Raw genomic sequence first — 20,259 nt, forward strand, 5'->3', positions numbered from 1 at the left:
GTCGCGTCATCGGGATTGGTGGCATCGGGATGCACCACGGCGCGCAGCTGGTCGAGGGTGACGTCACCGTTGGCGGCGACGCTGACCGTGAACACCAGCAGGTTGGTGGTGGCCGTACGGCCTTCGACTACACCGCCGTTGAGCGACAGGTTGACTGCCTCGCCGGTGGCCGTGTCGGTCAGCCCCGAAGCACCGGCCGTCATGCCCAGCGCATAGGTCAACGTGCCGGCGCCATCAGCGCCAAACGCCGAGCTGAAGTTGGCGGTAAAGCTCTGGGTGGCGTCGGTCGCCAGTACCGTTTCGTCTACCGTCAGTATGGGCTCGGTGCCGGTGGTGCTGATGCTCGGTCCATCGTCCTCGAACACCAGGTTCTGGCCGATGTTGAGGGTCGCCTGGGCACTGTCGCCGTCCTTGTCGGTGATGGTTGCTGTCAGGGTGACCAGATCGTCCGAGCTCAGGCTCGTCGCATCATCGGGATTGGTGGCATCGGGATGCACCACGGCGCGCAGCTGATCGAGGGTGACGTCACCGTTGGCGGCGACGCTGACCGTGAACACCAGCAGGTTGGTGGTGGCCGTACGGCCTTCGACTACACCGCCGTTGAGCGACAGGTTGACCGCTTCGCCGGTGGCCGTGTCGGTCAGTCCCGAAGCACCGGCCGTCATGCCCAGTGCATAGGTCAGGGTGCCGGCACCATCAGCGCCAAACGCCGAGCTGAAGTTGGCGGTAAAGCTCTGGGTGGCGTCGGTCGTCAACACCGTTTCGTCTACCGTCAGTATTGGCTCCGTGCCGGTGGCGCTGATGCTCGGGCCGTCGTCCTCGAATACCATCTTGGAGCCGATTTCGGCGATCGAAGTAGAAGCCTTGGTCAGCGTGAAGCCGCCGATATCAAAATCGGCGTGGTTATTGCCCCTGGCGTCGAGGGCCGCCCCGTTCTCGATGAGTACGCGGTTGTGATCCGAGGTTGTGGTGTATTCAATCTGGTAACCGGCCAAGACGCCTGTGATGGTTGCAACCCCGGCGGCAGAAAAGCTGATGGTAATCGCCGGATCATTCACTGTTCCGTCTGAATTCTCGATCACCAGCCCGGTGCTGTTGTTGATGACACGAACGTTGGTGATGGCAACCGGCGTATCGTTCGCATAGCCGTTGATGAAATTCACGCCAGGTTCAGCAGCAGTGCTGAATGCGCTGATTTTTACCACAGCACTCTTGCCGCTTTGCAGTTGCACGACGTCGAAATTGGCCGAGGTCGTATTGTAGACGGCGGTAAAGTCGATGTTGGACTCAACATCTGCTTCGGTCTGACTAAGGTTGGGAACGGTCACATCCTGCCTGGCGCCTGTGACGAACGAAAAGCGGATGCCTTCCTGTTCCGTAATCATCTGGTTGTTGGTGCCGATGGTGGTCGGGCCACCTCCCTGGCTGGTATTGATTGTGTCGCCAGTATTTATATTGGCACCGCTTGACTGGTCTGCGGGGTCTTTCCCGGTGGCGATGATGGTGGGATCCGTGATCCGCACGACACCACCGACAGTTTCAGTTGCCGGGTTCAATTTCGTGAACATCAGGAACAGGTTCTGACCGGAAGGGGCATTGGCCAGACTGAAATCCAGGTCCTGAGTGGCGCCGATGAAAACCTTATCCAGCAGATTGAGCGAATCATCGGGGTTAGTAGCATCTGGATGCTTGAGCGGTTGGTATTCCACTGTCCAGATCTTGCCGCCGGTGACCGGCGATCCGGTTTCTTCAATGTAGGCAGCGAACACGATCGCGCCATCTGCGCCCCCGGCTCGGCCCAGAAGGATGTTGTTGTTTGTGTCCGTATAGAGAAAGATGCTGGTGCCATCAAGGGTGTCCAGTCCGCTGTCCACGCCATTGAGGGGGGCGCCAGCGCTGTCGACGAAGCGGATATCGGTAATGCTTCCTCCGCCGGTGAAGGTGAACGCATTGGTGCCCGTGTTGCCCGCGGCACCGGTATAGCCACTCAGGGCCGCACCCGTTGCGGTACCGGCTCCAAGTGCGGTCAAGCGGGTAGAAAAGGATGCGGGCAGGGATGCCACCAGAATGTCGTTGTCGTCAGCGTCTCCTGCAGGGGTTGGCGTGGCGGTGGCGTTCTGTAACCCGGCCGTCTCGTCCAGTACAACGTCCTCGCCGGTGATTGCAATAGCCATGATTGTTCTCCCGAGCAATTGCGGTCATTGAGGTCTGATCATTGACCTCTACAACTATGACCAAGCGCCCGGAATTGCACATTGGCCGATACTCCCAAACGGGGTGGGAGTTTCGGCCTAGTGTCCTCGTCGGTAGTTTGTCGCAGGGTGCCCAGGTTGATGCGAGCGTGGGGATGTCCTATTGGAACTGCAAAAATGCGAGGGTGGTTTGTGCCACCCTCGCATCCTTTCACACGCGCGACGCCTCAGACGCTGCCAATAACGATGTCGCTAGTCAGAAGATCGACCCCCACCAAGGTGATGGTCGTGACCTGTCCGCCCGTTTCGGTAACCGTCACGATGCTGTCTGCGCCGCTTGTGTCGATCTGGACACCGGCGTTCTGATCGCCGTTGAGCACCAGCGTGTCTCGCAGATTTGCATCTGCATCGAAGCCGGTGACCTGGTACTGGTTCTCGGTGAATGACAAGTCGACGTTGAAGGCATCCCGCTCACCGCCCGTGCCTACCAGCGTGTAGTCGAAGGTGCCGGTCAAGTCGTTGGCGAACAGGTTGGCGTCGAACGTACTCGTCGCCGAGTCCCCATCCCTGTCCGTTACCGTCGCGTTGAACGACAGCTGGATATCGCTGGCCAGGCTCTCGGTCTCCTGAATGAACTGGATCACCGGGATCTTGATGTCGCCTCGGCCCATCGTGAGCTGAACAGCGTCGATCAGCAGCGAGCCTTCTTGCTCAATGAGGAAGGACACCTGTCCGCCTGCCTCTGGAGTCAGGGTATTCACCTCGGTGAGGTTCGAAGTCGAGCCGTCCTCGTAGTAGATCCTGTAGTACAGGTCCTCGGTCGCTGTGTTGTAACCCGCCACGGAGTTGTCGATGAAAACCTTCATTCCCGTCAGCAGGGTCTCGGGATTGATGACGAAACTTTCATCGGTAGCGCCGATTGCCACCAGATTGTCTCCCTGGAGGACGTTATTGGCGACGCCGATACCGGACGTGCTGACGTTCATGGCCCTGGGGTCGATGTACGAGGGCAGGGGGTTGGTTTGTAGCTGGGCTTCGGTGGGGTCGGATGCTCCAAGCCCAATACCGGTCAGGATGTCCGAAGTCGACGCAAGCGCCTTCGCGGAAAAGAACACAACCTCCTCGGAAGCCGAAGGAATAGTCGGGTCATTCGTCTTCGGAATTAACAAGGTGCGCACTGGGTCCGGACCGCCGGCAGCGAGAGAGCCATCGGCAGTGCTGAGCACGACCGTCGAACTGAAGCCTTGCACCAGATCCAGTGTATAGCTGCCATTGGCATAGGCGGTCAGCGTGTAGTCGACGCTGGTATCCGCGGTTGCGGCGTTGTTGTCGAAATCACCGGTCAACGTCCCTGCAAAATGGTACGCGCCATTGCCGTCCGGTGAGGGTGACTGCTCGGTGAGCGTGCCGGTCCCGGTGGTGGTCGTGTTGTCTGGCCTGACGAGGGTGAACTGGTCATTCACCAACGAGATATCCAGACCGTTCGCATCCAGTCCGTCGGCGCCGGCCGAATGACTCCAGTACCCGGTTTGTGGCAGAACGCTACCGGTGCCGATCAGGTTGCCAAAGGCGAGTGCAGGGCCGTCATCTTCGAAGATCATCTTGGAGCCGATTTCGGCGGTCGTAACAGCGGTTTGGAGCAGTGTGAAACCACCGATGTCAAAATCGGCGTGGGTATTGCCCTTGGCATCGAGGGCCGCTCCGTTCTCGATGAGCACGCGGTTGTGGTCAGCCGTTGTGGTGTATTCAATCTGGTAGCCGGCTTTAACGCCGGTGATGGTTGCAACCCCATTAACATCAAAACTGATGGTAATAGCGGGATCATTCACTGATCCGTCTGAATTCTCGACCACCAGCCCAGTGCTGATGTTGGTGACGACCACATTGGTAATAGCAACCGACGTATCGTTCGTATAGCCGTCGATGAAATTCACGCCAGATTCAGCAGTAGTGCTGAATGCGCTGATTTTTACCACCGCACTCTTGCCGCTTTGCAACTGTACGATGTCGAAATTGGCCTTCTTCGCATTGACGACGTCGGTAAAGTCGATGTTGGCTTCAACATCTGCTTCGGTTTGATCCAGGTTGGGAATGGTCACATCCTGCCTGGCGCCGGTGACGAACGAATAACGAATGCCTTCCTGTTCCGTAATCATCTGGCTGTTGGTGCCGAAGGTGGTCGGGCCACCTGCCTGGCTGGTGTTGATCGTGTCGCCAGTGTTTATATTGACGCCGTTTGACTGATTCGCCGGATCCTTGCCGGTGGCGATGATGGTGGGATCCGTGATCCGCAAAACACCACCGACATCGACAACTGTCGGGTTCTCCGTCGTGAACATCAGGAACAGGTTCTGACCGGAGGGCGCACCGGCCAGACTGAACTCCAGGTTCTGACTGGTTCCGACGAATACCTTATCCAGCAGATTGAGCGAATCATCGGGGTTCGTAGCATCTGGATGCTGGAGCGGTTGGTACTCCACGGTCCAGATCTTGCCGCCCGAAACCGGCGATCCGGTTTCTTCAATGTAGGCCGCGAACACGATCGCGCCAGTTGCGCTCCCGGCTCGGCCCAGAACGATATTGTTGTTCTCTGTATCGGTATAGAGAAGGATGCTGGTGCCATCAAGGGTAAACAGTCCACTGTCCGCGCCATCAAGCGGTGCGCCAGCGCTGTCGACGAAGCTGATATCGGTAATGCCGGACGCGTCGGTGAGAGTGAATGCATTGCTGCCAGTGTCGCCCACGGCGCCGGTGTAGCCACTCAAGGCCGCACCCGTTGCGGTACCTGCCGCAAGTGCGGTCAAACGGGTAGAGAAGTCCGAGGGCAGGGACACCACCAGAATGTCGTTGTCGTCAGCGTCTCCCGGTGGGGTTGGCGTGGCGGTGGCGTTCTGCAATCCGGCCGTTTCGTCCAGCGAAACGTTCACGCCGGTGATTCCAATAGCCATGATCTTTCTCCAGGGCAACTGCGGTCATCGAGGCCTGACCGTTGACCATTGCCCGCAACTATGGATAAGCGCTGGAGATTGCGCATCGGCCGATTCTCCCAAACGGGATGGGAGTTTCAGCCTAGTCGTCCCTGTCGATGGCCTGCCGCAGGGTGAGCAGGTTGAAGCGATCCGTGCGGATCGCCTATTGGAAGTGCAAAAAAAGCGAGGGTGGTTTGCGCCACCCTCGCATCCTTTCACGCGCTCGCTGTATCAGGCACTGCCATGAACAATGTCGGTACTCAGAAGATCGACCCCGACCAAGGTGATGGTCGTGATTTGTCCGCCAGTTTCGGCAATCGTCACGATGCTGTCTGCGCCGGAGATGTCGATCGATTGGACAACGGAGTTCTGATCGCCGTTGAGCACCAGGGTGTCTCGCAGGTTGGCGCCCGCATCGAAGCCGGTAACCTGGTATTGGTTCTCAGCGAATGACAAATCGACGTTGAAGGCATCACGTTCACCGCCCGTGCCTACCAGCGTGTAGTCGAAGAGGGCGTTGGCCGCGTCATTGGCGAACAGGTTGGCGTCAAACGAACTTGATGCCGAGTCCCCATCCTTGTCCGTCAGCGTCGCGTTGAACGTCAGCTTGACATCGCTGGCCAGGTTCTCGGTTTCCTGAATAAACTCGATCGTCGGGATCTTGATCACCCCCAGGCCCATCGTGAGTTGAACCGCATCAATGAGTTTCGGGTCCGCTGTATCGATGACGAAGGACGTCTTTCCTCCAGCCTCCGAGGTCAGATCAGCGGCAAGCACCTTCGTCTGAGCCGAAGTCGTGCCGTCATCGTAGAAGATCTTGTAGTACAGCTCCTCCGTTGCCGGGTTGTACCCCTGCACCGAGTTGTCGATGAAGACTTTCATGCCCGTCAACAAGGTCTCGGGATTGATGACGAAACTCTCGTCACCGGCATTGATGCCTGCCGTCCCGTTGCCATCCAGGTTGTTGTTGGCAATGCCGATGCCGGAGGTGCTGACGTTCATGTTCGCGGTGCCGATGAATGCAAACCCGCCGGCTTCTATTTGCGTTTCGGTGAGGTCGTGCGCTCCCAGTCCGATGGCGGAAAATATGTCACTTGAGCTAGTGGTCGCGTTAACACCAAAAAAGACAATCTCCTCAGATGGCGAAGGGATAGTCGGCGGATCCTGCGCCGGGATTAACAATGTGCGCACGGGATCCGGGCCGCCGGCACCGAGCGAGCCGTCGTTAGTGCTTTGGACGATCGTCGAACTGAAGCCTTGCACCAAATCCAGCGTATAGCTGCCATTGGCATAGGCTGTCAGCGTGTAGTCGACGCTGGTATTCGCCGTGGAGGTATTGTTGTCGAAATCGCCGGTCAACTGCCCTGCGAAGTGGTACGCGCCGTTGCCATCCGGAGAGGGCGACTGCTCGGTGAGCGTGGCGGTCCCGGTGGTGGTCGTGTTGTCTGGCCTTACGAGGGTGAACTGGCTATTCACCGAGATATCCAGACCAGCCGCACCCAACCCGTCGGCGCCGGCCGAATTATCCCAGAACCCGTATTGCGGCAGGACGCTACCGGTGCCGATCAGGTTGCCGAACGCAAGTGATGGGCCATCGTCCTCGAACACCAGGTTCTGGCCGATGTTGAGCGTCGCCTGGGCGCTGTCACCGTCTCTATCGGTCTTGGTTGCCGTCAGCGTTATCAGATTGTCCGCCGACAGAGTCTTCGAATCATCGGGATTGCTGGCGTCGGGATGCACCACCGCGCGGAGCTGGTCGAGCGTGACGTCGCCATTGGCGGCCACGGTGGCCGTGAACACCAGCAGGTTGGAGGTGGCCGTGCGGCCTTCCACCACGCCACCGTTGAGTGACAGGTTCACTGCCTGGCCCGAGGCCGTGTCCACCAGCCCGGAGGCACCCGCCACCACGCCCAGTGCATAGGTCAGCGTGCCGGCACCATCAGCGCCAAACGCCGAGCTGAAGTTGGCGGCAAAGTTCTTGGTGTCGTTGGTCGCCAGGACGGTCTCGTCCACCGTCAGCGTTGGCTCGGTGCCAGTGGTGCTGATGCTTGGCCCGTCGTCCTTGAACACCAGGTTCGACCCGATGTTGAGCGTCGTCTGGGCACTGTCGCCGTCCTTGTCGGTTATGGTCGCTGTCAGCGTCACCAGATTGTCCGCCGTCAGGCTCTTCGAATCATCGGGATTGGTGGTGTTGGGATGCACCACCGCGCGGAGCTGATCGAGCGTGACATCGCCATTGGCGGCCACGCTGACCGTGAACACCAACAGGTTGGTCGTGGCCGTACGGCCTTCCACCACTGTGCCGTTGAGCGACAGGTTCACTGCCTCATTCGTGGCCGTGTCCACCAGTCCGGAGGCACCCGCCACCACGCCCAGTGCATAGGTCAGCGTGCCGGCCCCATCGGCGCCAAACGATGAGTTGAAGTTGGCGGCAAAGTTCTGCGTGGCGTTGGTCGCCAGGACGGTCTCGTCCACCGTCAGTGTCGGCTCGGTACCGGTGGTGCTGACGCTCGGTCCGTCGTCCTTGAACACCAGGTTCTGGCCGATGTTGAGGGCCGCCTGGGCGCTGTCGCCATCCCCATCGGTCTTGGTCGCCGTCAGCGTCACTAGGTTGTCCGCCGTCAGGCTCTTCGAATCATCGGGATTGCTGGCATCGGGATGCACCACCGCGCGTATCTGGTCGAGCGTGACGTCGCCATTGGCGGCCACGCTGACCGTGAACACCAACAGGTTGGTCGTGGCCGTACGTCCTTCCACCACTGTGCCGTTGAGCGACAGGTTCACTGCCTCATTCGTGGCCGTGTCCACCAGCCCGGAGGCTCCCGCCACCACGCCGAGCGCATAGGTCAGCGTGCCCGCGCCATCGGCGCCAAACGCCGAGGTGAAGTTGGCGGCAAAGTTCTGCGTGGCATTGGTCGCCAGGACTGTCTCGTCCACTGTCAGCGTCGGCTCGGTGCCGGTGGTGCTGATGCTCGGCCCGTCGTCCTCGAACAGCATCTTGGAGCCGATTTCAGTTTTCGAAATAGAGGCTTGGACCAATGTGAAGCCACCCACATCAAAATCGGCGTGGTTATTACCCTTGGCGTCGAGGGCTGCCCCGTTCTCGACGAGCACGCGGTTGTGATCCGACGCTGTGGTGTATTCAATCTGGTACCCGGCCAAAACGCCGGTGATGGTAGCAACCCCACCGGATAAGGTGATACCAATGGCCGGATCATTCACCGATCCGTTTGAATTCTCGATCACCACCCCGGCGCTATTGAAGACGCGAACATTGGTGATGGCAATTGACGTATCACCCGCATAGCCGTTGATGAAGTTCACGCCAGGTTCAGCAGCGGTAGTGAATGCACTGACTTTTACCACGGCACTCTTGCCGCTTTGCAACTGCACGACGTCGAAACTGGCCATCTTCGCATTGAAGACGTCGGTAAAGTCGATGTTGGACTCAACATCTGCTTCGGTCGGACTCAGGTTGGGAATGGTCACATCCTGCCTGGCACCCGTGACGAATGAAAAACGGATGCCTTCCTGTTCCGTAATCATCTGGTTGTTGGTGCCGAAGGTGGTCGGGTTGGCCGCCTGGCTGGTGATGATCGTGTCGCCAGTGTTGATATTGGCGCCGCTTGACTCGTCTGCGGGGTCCTTACCGGTGGCTATGATGGTGGGATCCGTGATCCGCAAGACACCCGCGACATCGACCACTGTCGGGTTCGCCTTCGTGAACATCAGGAACAGGTTCGCACCGGAGGGCACACCGGCCAGACTGAACTCCAGGTCCTGACTGGCTCCGATGAACACCTTATTCAGCAGATTGAGCGAGTCATCGGCGTTCGTAGTATCTGGATGCTTAAGCGGTTGATACTCCACGGTCCAGATCTTGCCGCCCGAAACCGGCGATCCGGTTTCTTCGATATAGGCCGCGAACACGATCGCGCCGGTCGAGCCACCGGCTCGGCCCAGAACGATGTTGTCGTTGTCCGCATCCGTATAGAGAAAGATGCTGGTGCCATTGAGGGTATCCAGTCCACTGTCCAGGCCATTGAGCGGTGCACCAGTGCTGTCGACGAAGCTGATATTGGTAATGCTGGCTCCGGGGTCAGCGGTGACGGTGAACGCATTGCTGCCCGTGTTGCCCACGGCACCGGTATAGCCACTCAACGCTGCACCCGTTGCGGTACCGGCACCCAGTGCAGTCAAACGGGTAGAGAAGGTCGAGGGCAGGGAGGTCACCAGAATGTCGTTGTCGTCAGCGTCTCCCGCAGGGCTTGGCGTGGCGGCGGCGTTCTGCAACCCGGCCGTTTCGTCCAGCGTAACGTTCGCGCTGGTGGCCACGACGCTTAGACCGCTGTCCGTAAATGACGTTGTCGCCACTGTGTCGTCACTCGTACCGAACACACGATCGTCACCCGAAGAGGTTGCGGTGAGCAGAAACGTCGCACCAGCCGAGTCGTCTGGATTCACGTACCACGAGGTCGTGACGCTGCCGTTGACTTGGCCGTCAAGATCGCCGGCACCGCCGTCGGTCACATACCAGGGCTCGTGTCCCTCGCCGGTGTCGGTATCGAGCACGTCGTCGGGCGTACCCCATAGGTTATCCGCGCCGGCGCCGGTGGCGTGCTCCACTTCGAGCTTCACTGTGCTGCCGGCGGCGAAGCCGCTAGTGGTAATGGTGGCGGTGCTACCAGGCGCGTAGTCGCTCAGGTTGGTGGTGACGGTCGGAGTATATGGGGGGGCGTCGCTTGCGTTGACGTCATGGCTGATGGGTAACGGAACGGCACCGGTGTTATCGGCCTGGTTACTTGTTAGCGATGAGTTTTTCTTTTGATTAGCCATGATTTTCTCCAGAGCAACTAGTAGGGCCATCGAGGCCTGACCGTAGACTTTGTACTGCTATGGCTTGCAACTATGTGTAAGCGCCGGGGATTGCGCATCGGCCGATACTCCCAAGCGGGGTGGGAGTTTCAGACTACTTGGAAGAGGAGCAACGGGATGAGGACGTACTACCGGTGCTCAAAACCGCCCGGGCTTTAACCTCCAGTGCGTCCAGCAGAATTTGAGCCGGCTGAGGCGGCCGGGTCGGGGGCAGCTTTTTTTGACGGAGGTACACGACGTCCTGCTTGCCGAAGCGCTCGTCCATTTGCTGTGCAACATTCCCGCCCGTCACCCACATGCAAACCCCGCCCGTCGAACCGGCACTAACCCGTGGTTGCGCGGTCAGTAAATGGCGCCTGTAGCGACGAGGATCGTCTCTGATAGCGGCACATCAGGTTGCGTTTAGTGTTTTCTCTAAAGCCTTAGGGCAAAAAACCAGCGATGGATTGCGTCTTGGACCGACTATTTCTTTTGCGGGCGACACTCTATGGGTTTGCTTCTCGATCCGCGTCATGACATTGATGCCGCTTTATTAAGCTATCGCCGGGTGTTCTGGTCGCTGGCCCTGTTCAGTGGGGTGATCAACCTGCTGGTGCTGGTGCCGTCGCTCTACATGATGCAGGTGTACGACCGGGTCCTCACCAGTCGCAACGAAACCACCTTGTTCATGCTCACCTTGATCGCCTTGGGACTGTTCATGTTCAGCGCCCTGATCGAGTGGGTACGCGGTGAGGTGATGATTCGCATGAGCGCGGGTCTGGACGATGCCTTGGGCGAGCGGATTTTCGACGCCGCCTTCGCCCGCAGTCTGCGCGAGCACAACGCCAACCCGGCGCAGGTGCTCACCGATCTGGCGACGTTGCGGCAGTTGATCACCGGCCAGGGCCTGATCGCCTTGCTCGATGCGCCGTGGTTGCCAATTTTCCTGCTGGTGGCGTTCATCTTTCATCCTTGGTTCGGCGTGCTGACGCTGGTTCTGGCCCTGGTGCTGATCGGTCTGGCGCTGTGGGGCGAGTTGGCGACTCGCACGCGTTTGGGCGAAGCCAATCGCCTGGGCGTGCAGTCGTCGATCTATGTAAACAGCACGTTACACAATGCCGAAGTCATCCAGGCCCTGGGCATGCTCGGGCCGTTGCGCCAGCGTTGGAGCCTGCTGCAGCAACGCATCATTGCTGCCCAGGCCCATGCCAGCGACCGCGGCGCGCGTATCACTTCGATGACCCGTTTCGTGCGCATCTCCGGACAGTCTCTGGCTCTGGGCCTGGGGGCGTTGCTGGTGCTTGAAGGCCAATTGTCGGCGGGCATGATGATTGCGATGTCGCTGCTGCTGGGGCGTGCCCTGGCACCCGTGGAAATCGCCATTGGCTCGTGGAAGCAATTCAACTCCGGCCGCCAGAGCTACCAGCGCCTGAGCCAACTGCTGGCCGAGCATCCGCGCGAGCGTCTGCGAATGCCTTTGCCACCGCCCACCGGCGCAGTGCGTTTGGAGCAGTTGTATGTCGGCCCGCCCGGCGCCTCGCAACCGATCCTGCGTGGCATCAATTTCAGCCTGGCCAAAGGTGATGTGCTCGCCGTCGTCGGCCCCAGCGCCAGTGGTAAATCAACCCTGGCCAGGGCGATGGTCGGGGTATGGCCGGCGTTGGGCGGTTCGGTGCGCCTGGACGACGCCGAGATCAGTCAATGGTCCCACGACGCCCTGGGCCCGCACCTTGGATACCTGCCCCAGGACATCGAGCTGTTCGACGGCAGTGTGGCCGACAACATTGCCCGCTTCGGCGAGCAGGATGCCGACAAGATCATCGCCGCCGGGCGTCACGCCGGCATTCACGAGATGATCCTGAGGTTCCCCAAGGGTTACGACACACCTCTGGGCCCCGGCGGGCTTGGCTTGTCCGGTGGACAAAAGCAACGCCTCGGGCTGGCTCGTGCACTCTATGGGCGCCCGTCGCTGATTGTGCTCGATGAGCCCAACTCAAACCTCGATGAAGCCGGAGAGCTGGCACTGGTGCAGGCCATCAGTGCGATCAAGGCTGCTGGCAGCACCGTGGTGCTGATTACCCACCGGCCTAATGTGCTGGCCGTGGTCGATTACATCCTGGTGCTCAAGGACGGCACTCAACAAGCATTCGGTTCACGGGACCAGGTGCTCAAGGCATTGATGCCGGGGCCAAGACCGGCCGCGGTCAAGGAGACTGGCGAAGATGCATGATCTGACCCCTGAGCAGAGGCTGAGCGTGCGCAGCGCCACAACATTGCCCTGCGCCAGTACCGACGCCGGAGGCGCGGCACGCTATGGTGTGGGTTTCCTGGTCCTGACGCTGGGCGGCTTCCTGCTCTGGGCCTGCCTGGCGCCGCTCGACCAAGGGGTCGTGGGCAGCGGCACCGTGGTGGTGGCGGGCGAACGCAAGGCTGTGCAGTCGTTGGTCGGTGGGGTGGTGGAAAAGCTGCTGGTCAGCGATGGCGACCGCGTCAGCCAGGGGCAGTTGCTGGTGCAGCTCAATACGGTGCAGGCGCAATCGCAACGGGACGTGACCCTGGGCAAGTTGCTCAACGATCGCAGCGTCGAAGCGCGGTTGATTGCCGAGCGCCTGGGCTCGGCCGAGATCCAATGGCCCGCTGAACTGCTGGAACATGCCGATGAGCCGCGGGTCAAGGCCGCCATGGCCTTGCAGAGCCAGTTGTTTCTGACTCGCCGCGCAGAGCTGGGCAGCCGCTTGCAGATCATCGAACACGAAGCCGTGGCATTGCAGCAGCAATTGCTCGGCTACGAAGGCGTCAAGCGCAACTACGACACGCAGATGCGCTTCCAGCAGCAGGAGCTGGAAGGCCTGCGTGATTTGGCCCGTGAAGGCTACGTTCCGCGCAATAAACTTTTCGAGGCCGAACGCAACGCAGCGCAATTGGCCGGGCAGATTGCTTCCGGGGTGGGCGATGTGGGCAGGACCCGCCAGGCGATCAACGAAAGTCGCCTCAAGGCCTTGCAGGCGCAGCAGGAATTTCGCCGCGATGCCGAAACCCAGCTCAGCGAGGTTTCTGCCGAGGCGGCAGGTTATGCCGATCAGATTCGTGCCTTGCAGTTTGAAGTCGACAACGGTGCGATCCGTGCGCCGGTGTCCGGGCAGGTCATGGACGTGAGCCTTCATACGGTCGGGGGCGTTGCGCAGGCCGGCCAAACCCTGATGCAGGTGGTGCCACTGGATGCGCCGATGGCGATCACCGCGCGTTTCGAGCCGCTGATGGCCAATAAGTTGCGCCCGGGGCTGCCGGTGCATGTGCATTTCACCGCGCTGCAACGGGTGGATACGCCGACGGTCACCGGTACGGTGACTACGGTGTCGGCGGACCAGTTGATCAATGAACAGACGCACCAGCCGTACTTTTCCGCCAAGGTCGAAATCCCCGCTGACACCGTCGCCTCGCTCCAGGCCGCCGGCCTGCTAGTGCGCCCCGGCATGCTCGCCGATGTCACGGTGGTGACGGGGGAGCGCACCTTGATGAATTACCTGATGAAACCTTTGCGTGAACGCTTGCTTGCAGCCTTCAAAGAGGAATGAGCATGACCGACCGTTGTCGCTATCGCTCCCGTGCGTTGCTGGGTTTGTATATCAGTTGGGCCGCGATCAATCCCGTATGGGCCGCCGAAAAAGGCCTGAGCCTGACCGCGGCGTACGACGCCTCGCGCGCCAATGACCCGACCGTGCAATCAGCGACCCATGCCTTTGATGCTTCGAAGCAGGAGGAGGCGATTGGCCGCGGGGGCCTCTATCCGCAAGTGTCGTTGACGTCGCGCTACGGCTACGGTGGGCGTATCGATGGCGGCGACGACCGCAGCTACGTCAACAGTAATGATTACCAGGCAAACAACGTCACTCTGGCGGCGCAACAACCGCTCTATGACAAGGGACGCTGGGCGGCGTATCAGGAAGGCAAGGCGCGGGGGCAGTTGGGTAACCAGCTATTCGACGTTGCCGGCCAGACCCTGTACGACCGGGTCGCCAAAGGCTACTTCGACGTCGCTCGGGCTGAAAACGAGATCAAGTTGATCAACCAGCAAAAGGCTGCCATCAGTGGATTGGTGACGCAGAGCAAAAAGCTTTATCAGGGCGGCCAAGGTGCGATCACCGATATTGATGAGGCCCAGGCGCGGCTCGATCTCGTCGAAGCCCAGGAGACTGAAGCCCAGGCCCGCCGCGTGGCCGCGTTGCGGGCATTGTCCGGTCGCGCCAGCGTGCCCATCGATGACATCCAGCCGATGCGCGAAGAACTCGCCGCCGGTAGCCCGATCCCGCCGGAGCAGGATTTGCCGTACTGGACGGCGGTTGCCCGTGACGCCAGCCCCGAGCTGGCAGCCCGGCTGGCAGCGGTGAAAGTTGCCGAGGCGCAAGCCGACAGTCAGCGCGCCGGGCATTATCCGACCTTGTCGCTGACCACCCAGCTAACCCGCCGGGAAACCCGTCAGTACCAGGAACTCGATCCGCGCCAGGACAGCTATTACGTGGGGGTGCAGCTGGATATTCCGTTGTATCGCGGCGGGGCGGTACGCGCCTCGGTGGCGAAGGCCGAAGCGCAATTGGCCGGTGCCCAGTCCGACTACGATGTGCAGCGTCAACAGTTGGCCGAGGACATCGAAGCCGATTATCTGGGCGTCGTGGCCGGGTTCACCAAGAGCAAGGCGATGCAGCGGGCGGTGGAGTCCAATCAGCGGGCCCTGACCTCGACGGAAAAAGGCTTTCAGGGTGGAGTGCGTTCCACGGTGGATATTCTTGATGCACAGCAGCGGGTGTTCCAGGCCCGCCGCGACCTGCTCAACACCAAACTCGACATGCTGCAAAGCTATGTCAGCCTGCACACCCACACCGGCCAGATGAGCCGCGGCGTCCTGGAGCAGGTGCAGAACCTGTTCTGAGCCGCGGGGTCGCGACCAGGTTCAAGACTGATGCCTATGTGGCGAGCAGGCCCACACACATTTGATCTGTGGTTGTCCTCGATTTTTGTGGCACTGCCAGTCCCCTGTGGGAGTGAGCCTGCTCGCGATAGCGGTGGGTCAGCCTGCAGCAATGCTGAATGTGCCGCCGTCATCGCGAGCAGGCTCGCTCCCACATTTGATCTGCGGTTGTCTTGGATTTTTGTGGCACTGCAAGTCCCTTGTGGGAGTGAGCCTGCTCGCGATAGCGGTGGATCAGCTTGCATCAATGCTGAATGTGCCGCCGTCATCGCGAGCAGGCTCGCTCCCACAACGTCAGGCTGTAAAGTCGCTGGCGTGCAGCTCCTTGACGCCCACCAGTTCGAATTCGAACTCGGGGGTGGCGTCGGCGTTGACACTGCCGGAGAGAATGCCATCGGCAAAGCGCAGTTGGCCGGTGGCGTTGGCGGGGTCGAAGGCGTTGCTGCCGATGAACGTGAAGGCGTCGATATTGGCGGTCAGCGGGTTGGCGTCCAGGCCGGTGAAGTCCAGATGATCACCCTCGGTGGTCTTGAAACCGTTGACCACATCGCGCAAAGCCCCGACGCCCATGTCCGACAACGCACCAAACGCGTAAGTGTCCGCGCCAGTGCCGCCGGTGAGGTTGTCGGTGCCTGCACCGCCGATCAGCCGGTCATCGCCCGAACCACCCACCAACGTATCGTTGCCCGCACCACCGTTCAGAACGTTCGCGGCGCTGTTGCCCGACAGACTGTCGGCGTAGGCGCTTCCCGTCAGGTTTTCGAAAAATTTCAAGGTGTCGAGCCCGGAGCCCACGGTGTTTTGTTGCGCTGACGTCGAGAGGTTTACGGTAACCCCGGACAGGGCGCGTTCAAAAGACACTGTGTCGTTGCCATCGCGTCCGTCCAGCACGTTGTTGCCGGCTCCGGCGAACAGCGTGTTGTCCAGCGCGTTGCCCGTGCCATTGGCGGCGCCCGTGCTATCGATATACAGACGCTCGACGTTGTTGGCGAGAGTATGGGCCGCCAGGCTGCTGTGCACGCTGTCGATCCCTCCAGGCACTGCATTGCTGTTGGTCTCGATCACGATGTCGTCGGCGTTGTCGACATAGTAGGTGTCGTTGCCATCGCCGCCGCTCATGCTGTCGGCCCCTGCAGCACCATTGAGCACGTTATTGGCGGCATTGCCGGTGATGAAATTTTGCCGCTCATTGCCGGTACCGTTGATGTCCGACGTGCCGGTGAGCACCAGGTTCTCGAGATTGGCACCCAGGGTCCAGCTGACCGAGGCCTGCACCGTATCGATCTGCGAGGTCGAGGTGTTGGTTTCCACGACGCGGTCGGACGCGTTATCGACCACATAGATGTCGTTGCCATCGCCACCGGTCATGGTGTCGGCGCCCAGGTGACCATCGATCGTGTCGTTGCCCAAAGTGCCCACCAGGGTATCGGCCTGGTCGGTGCCGGAAATCATGTTATGAGCGTTGTCGAAAATGTCCTGCACGCTGTTGTTGTCGTTAGGGTTGCCCTGGAAGCCGAGATCACCGGCAATGTAGTCGGCCAGGCGCTGGCCGACGATCTCCGCTGACTCCTCGTGCAGGTGCCAGACGTCGTCGGGATACGCCTGCGGATCGACTTCGTGGCGCAAGGGGAGGTCGGTGTAGTCCACCGCCAGCTTGACGTCGGCACGCTCGGCAGCGATGGCTTCCTGGACGGCGCGGACATAGCCAACCCCCTCGACGATGGAGGCAATCTTCTCCTCCGAATAACCACGGATACGCGCCGCGTCCTGCTCGTAGTGACCGGTTTCCATCAGGTACACGCTGAAGCTGCCGAACTGGGTATGCAGGTAATCAAACACCTTCAGGGTCGCGGCCTTGTAGGCCGCTGCTGCCGCTGCTTTGTCCGTGGCGCGGCCGATCTCCTGGGCAGCTTCCTCGCCCTGGCCCCAAATGATGCCCATGGTGACGTTGTCTATGGATTGCAGTTCGGTGAGCTGGTCCCGCAGCAGCGTCACGGCGCGCAACAGCGCAGGCCCGGGTTGGTTGGTGTCGGTCAGCCACCAGCACAACTTGAGTTCCTCGGCGCTGAGTGTCGACAGGCCAGTGACCGTGCTGCCGCCCACCGCGATGTCGATGCCGTTGCCATCGGCGTCGTTGAACTGGCTGCGCACGTCATAGGTGGTGTAGCGGTCCAGGTCGTTGACCAGCATGGAGGTGCCGGACTGATTGTCGTCCTCCGTCATGCGCAGCAGGCGTGCGTTGGATTGGCCTAGGGTGGGCAGGTAGAGGATGTCCTGCTGGGCGCGCTCGCCGAACACGAAATCACTGGCGGTCAGGGTATTGAGGTAGTTGCCGCTGAGGGCGATTTCGAAGCGATTGCCATCGGCGTCGGTCTCGGCGGATTTGATGTAAGTCTTGTCGCCGGCCGCGTTGAGGGTCATGTACAACGTGCCATTGCTGCCATCGCCGAGGCCGAGAATGCCAAGGCCCGAGACATCGATCTTGTCGACGCCAACGGTGAAATCATAAATCGTGTCGGTGGCCGTGACACCGCCGGTGTCGTAGTCGCGGTAGCTGTCGAGTACGTTGGTGTAGCGGAAGGTGTCGGCACCGTCGCCACCGTACATCGAATCACGTCCGGCGCCGCCATCGACGATGTCCGCGCCGGTGCCGGCCTTGATGGTGTCGTTGCCACCGAGGCCGAGGATCAGGTCTGCACCCGCTGTGCCATTGAGGGTTTCGGCGTTGTTAGTGCCGGTGATGGTGTTGGCGGGCGCATCGGCCACCGCCAGGGCGAAGCTGTCACTGACCGATGCACCGGCCGGGTCCGTGGCTTTGACCAGCACGTTGTAATTGCCGGAGGCGGTGCTGGTCGGCGTACCGGTGAAGGTCAGGTTGGTGGCATTGAAGCTCAGCCAGGCGGGCAGGGCGCTGCCATCGGCCAGGGTCGCGGTGTAGCTGAGGCTGTCGTTATCCGGATCGGTAAAACTGGTGGCCGGCACCGCGTAGTTGAACGGGGTGTTTTCGGTCGCGTTCTGATCCAGCAACGCCGTTGCCACCACCGGCGCATGGTTGACCGTTGGCGACGTGGCGAAGACGAAATTGGCACTGGTCAGCTTGTTGAGGTAGTTGCCGTCCAGTGTCACTTCGAAGCGGTTGCCATTGGCGTCGGCGGTCAGGGACTTGATGTAAGTCTTGGTGCCGGTACTGTTGAGCACCACGTACACGGTGTTGTTCTTACCATCCCCCAGGCCGGTGAATCCAATGGCCGAGAGGTCGATCTTGTCGGCGGTGATATCGAAATCGGTGATCACGTCGCTAAGATTGGCACCGCCGGTGTTGTAGTTGCGGTAACTGTCCAGGCGATTGGAGAACGCAAAGATGTCCGCGCCAGTGCCGCCGGTGAGGGAGTCCATGCCGGCACCGCCGTCGAGCTTGTCGTCACCCGCGCCGCCATTGAGGCTGTCGTTGCCCGCCAGGCCGAGCAGGGTGTCGGCCGAGTCGCTACCCAAAAGCGAGTCGCTGCCGGTGGTGCCGGTGATCACACGATTGAAGATGAAATTGCTGGCGGTCAGGGTGCTGGCCAGGTTGCCCGAGAGAATCAACTCGAAGCGATTGCCGCTGGCGTCGGCATCGTAGTCCTTGATGTAGGTGCGGTCGTTGCTGGCGCTGTAGCTGACCTGCAGGGTGCCGCCACGGCCATTGCCCAGGCCGGTGAAACCGAGGCCGGCGAGGTCGATCTTGTCCTGGGTGACGTCGAAGTCGGTGATGGTGTCATCGAAGCTTGCGGTTGCGTTGCGGTAACTGTCGGACTGAGCGACGAACCGGAACGTATCGGCACCGGTACCGCCGGTGAGTTTGTCGATGCCCGCGCCGCCCACCAGAATGTCGCCACCAGCACCGCCATTGATGGTGTCGTTGCCGCCAACGCCATAGAAAATCTCGCTGGCGGCACCGCCCAGCAGGGTGTCGTTGCCAGCCGTACCTTGCACGGTGGTCATCGGCACCGTGGCACTGACGTAGCTGCCGTCGCCATAGACCAGCGTGGCACCGTTGCTGGTGTGGCTGATGGTGTTGCCGATGATGGCGTTGCGATCGGTGCCGTCTTCATTGCGCTCCGCAACACCGTAGGTCGACAGATTGCTGCCGGTGATGATGTTGCCCTGGATCGTGTTATCGCTGCCGTTGAAGTACTTGCCGGACACGCCCAGGGTGTCGTTGTAGGACTGGATGATGATTTCCGGTACGGGGTTGCCCAGGGAGTTGTTGCTGAGCGTGTTGTCGATGATCTCGACGTGGTTGCTGCCATAGATGCGGATCCCGGCGCTGGTGTTGTCGTGGATATCGACGCCGCTGACCGTCACCTCACTGGACATTTTGATCAGCACCCCTTCGGCGCCGTTGCCGTACACCTCGCCACCGGTGATGGTGATGTTGCTGGGGGAGGGAATATCCTCGCTGCCGCGCTGCACCACGATGCCATTGCCGCCGTTGTCGTAGGCGACGTTGTTGGTCATGGTGAAGTCGTGGGTGCTGGTAACGACGTTGAAACCGTGGCGGTCATTGTCGTAGGCGACGTTGTTTTCGAAGGTGCTGTCGCTGAGGAAGTCAGCAACGAAGCCGTCCAGGCCATTGCCGTGGGACACGCTGTTCTTGATGACCATGTTGACGGTCTGCTCGTGGGGGTCGAAACCGTACCCGGAGCAATCCTTGATCTCGACGCTGTCGAGAGTGACGTTGGAGTCGTAGCCTGCCTGGCCGGGAATGTAGCCGTTGAACCAACCGTCGATCTTGCCCGTAGTGTGATCACGGTTGCCGTCGATGGTGAGGTTGCTGACGCCAAAGTCATGGGTTTCCTCGCCATAGGCGGAGCGGATGACCCCCGTGATCTTGGTGTCGGAGCCGTCAGCCACTTTGACAGTGGTTGCGCCCATGCCATCGCCGTACAGGTAGACGTTGCTCTTGAGCATCAGGCAGCCGTCGGAGGGTTCCACACCTCCCGAAACGATATAAGTTCCGGTCGGCATATACACCTGCCCCCCACCTGCGGCTGCCGCTGCATCAATGGCACTTTGTATCGCCGCCGTGTCGTCGGTGATGCCATCTCCTTTGGCGCCAAAATTTTGTACGTTAAAAATCATGAGCTTATCTCCGTATCAGCCTAAAACCTCGAAAGATGCCAATATTCCATCGACAGCCACCGTGTTATGACCTAGCGGAGCGCAAAAGTTGTGACCGCACATCGGGGAGGTGTCAAAAAACCGAACAAACTGATCAGTGGTTATGCGGTATTTCGAG

The 20,259-nt window shown here is 60.4% G+C and carries 7 protein-coding genes; 3 read left to right on the forward strand and 4 right to left on the reverse strand.

Annotated features, from left to right (window positions below; translation table 11 throughout):
* The 3 genes from IB252_RS14650 to IB252_RS14660 all read right to left on the reverse strand — a co-directional run.
* Positions 1-2,174, reverse strand: a 2,174-nt coding sequence (locus IB252_RS14650) for a DUF5801 repeats-in-toxin domain-containing protein (protein WP_225607452.1), incomplete at its 3' end; no start/stop codon positions are given.
* 245 nt (positions 2,175-2,419) lie between these two features.
* Positions 2,420-5,140 carry a DUF5801 repeats-in-toxin domain-containing protein gene (locus IB252_RS14655; RefSeq protein ID WP_192409306.1) on the reverse strand — a complete coding sequence of 907 codons (2,721 nt, stop codon included), beginning with the start codon at positions 5,138-5,140 and terminating at the stop codon, positions 2,420-2,422.
* A gap of 252 nt (positions 5,141-5,392) precedes the next feature.
* Positions 5,393-9,997, reverse strand: coding sequence for a DUF5801 repeats-in-toxin domain-containing protein (locus tag IB252_RS14660; RefSeq protein ID WP_192409307.1), 4,605 nt, complete (start codon positions 9,995-9,997; stop codon positions 5,393-5,395).
* A 526-nt stretch (positions 9,998-10,523) separates the two neighbouring features.
* Here IB252_RS14660 and IB252_RS14665 point away from each other — a divergent pair.
* The 3 genes from IB252_RS14665 to IB252_RS14675 are packed head-to-tail and all read left to right on the forward strand — an operon-like array spanning position 10,524 to position 14,942.
* The gene (locus IB252_RS14665; protein WP_192409308.1) at positions 10,524-12,245 is read left to right on the forward strand and encodes a type I secretion system permease/ATPase; all 1,722 of its coding nucleotides are present in this window, start codon (positions 10,524-10,526) and stop codon (positions 12,243-12,245) included.
* Positions 12,238-13,590, forward strand: coding sequence for an HlyD family type I secretion periplasmic adaptor subunit (locus IB252_RS14670; RefSeq protein ID WP_192409309.1), 1,353 nt, complete (start codon positions 12,238-12,240; stop codon positions 13,588-13,590). The genes IB252_RS14665 and IB252_RS14670 overlap by 8 nt, the downstream gene beginning before the upstream one ends.
* A 2-nt stretch (positions 13,591-13,592) precedes the next feature.
* Positions 13,593-14,942, forward strand: coding sequence for a TolC family outer membrane protein (locus IB252_RS14675; RefSeq protein WP_192409310.1), 1,350 nt, complete (start codon positions 13,593-13,595; stop codon positions 14,940-14,942).
* A gap of 333 nt (positions 14,943-15,275) precedes the next feature.
* Here IB252_RS14675 and IB252_RS14680 read toward each other — a convergent pair whose 3' ends face one another.
* Positions 15,276-20,102, reverse strand: a complete 4,827-nt coding sequence (locus IB252_RS14680; RefSeq protein WP_192409311.1) for a glycosyl hydrolase family 28-related protein — start codon at positions 20,100-20,102, stop codon at positions 15,276-15,278.
* Positions 20,103-20,259 lie beyond the last annotated feature (157 nt).

This window comes from Pseudomonas sp. PDM10, assembly GCF_014852295.1.
Lineage (GTDB): Bacteria > Pseudomonadota > Gammaproteobacteria > Pseudomonadales > Pseudomonadaceae > Aquipseudomonas.

Bases quoted from the DNA above. Each gene is read 5' to 3' on its own strand.
- IB252_RS14655 (WP_192409306.1), bottom strand. From the start codon at position 5,140: ATGGCTATTGGAATCACCGGCGTGAACGTTTCGCTGGACGAAACGGCC.
- IB252_RS14660 (WP_192409307.1), bottom strand. From the start codon at position 9,997: ATGGCTAATCAAAAGAAAAACTCATCGCTAACAAGTAACCAGGCCGAT.
- IB252_RS14665 (WP_192409308.1), top strand. From the start codon at position 10,524: ATGGGTTTGCTTCTCGATCCGCGTCATGACATTGATGCCGCTTTATTA.
- IB252_RS14670 (WP_192409309.1), top strand. From the start codon at position 12,238: ATGCATGATCTGACCCCTGAGCAGAGGCTGAGCGTGCGCAGCGCCACA.
- IB252_RS14675 (WP_192409310.1), top strand. From the start codon at position 13,593: ATGACCGACCGTTGTCGCTATCGCTCCCGTGCGTTGCTGGGTTTGTAT.
- IB252_RS14680 (WP_192409311.1), bottom strand. From the start codon at position 20,102: ATGATTTTTAACGTACAAAATTTTGGCGCCAAAGGAGATGGCATCACC.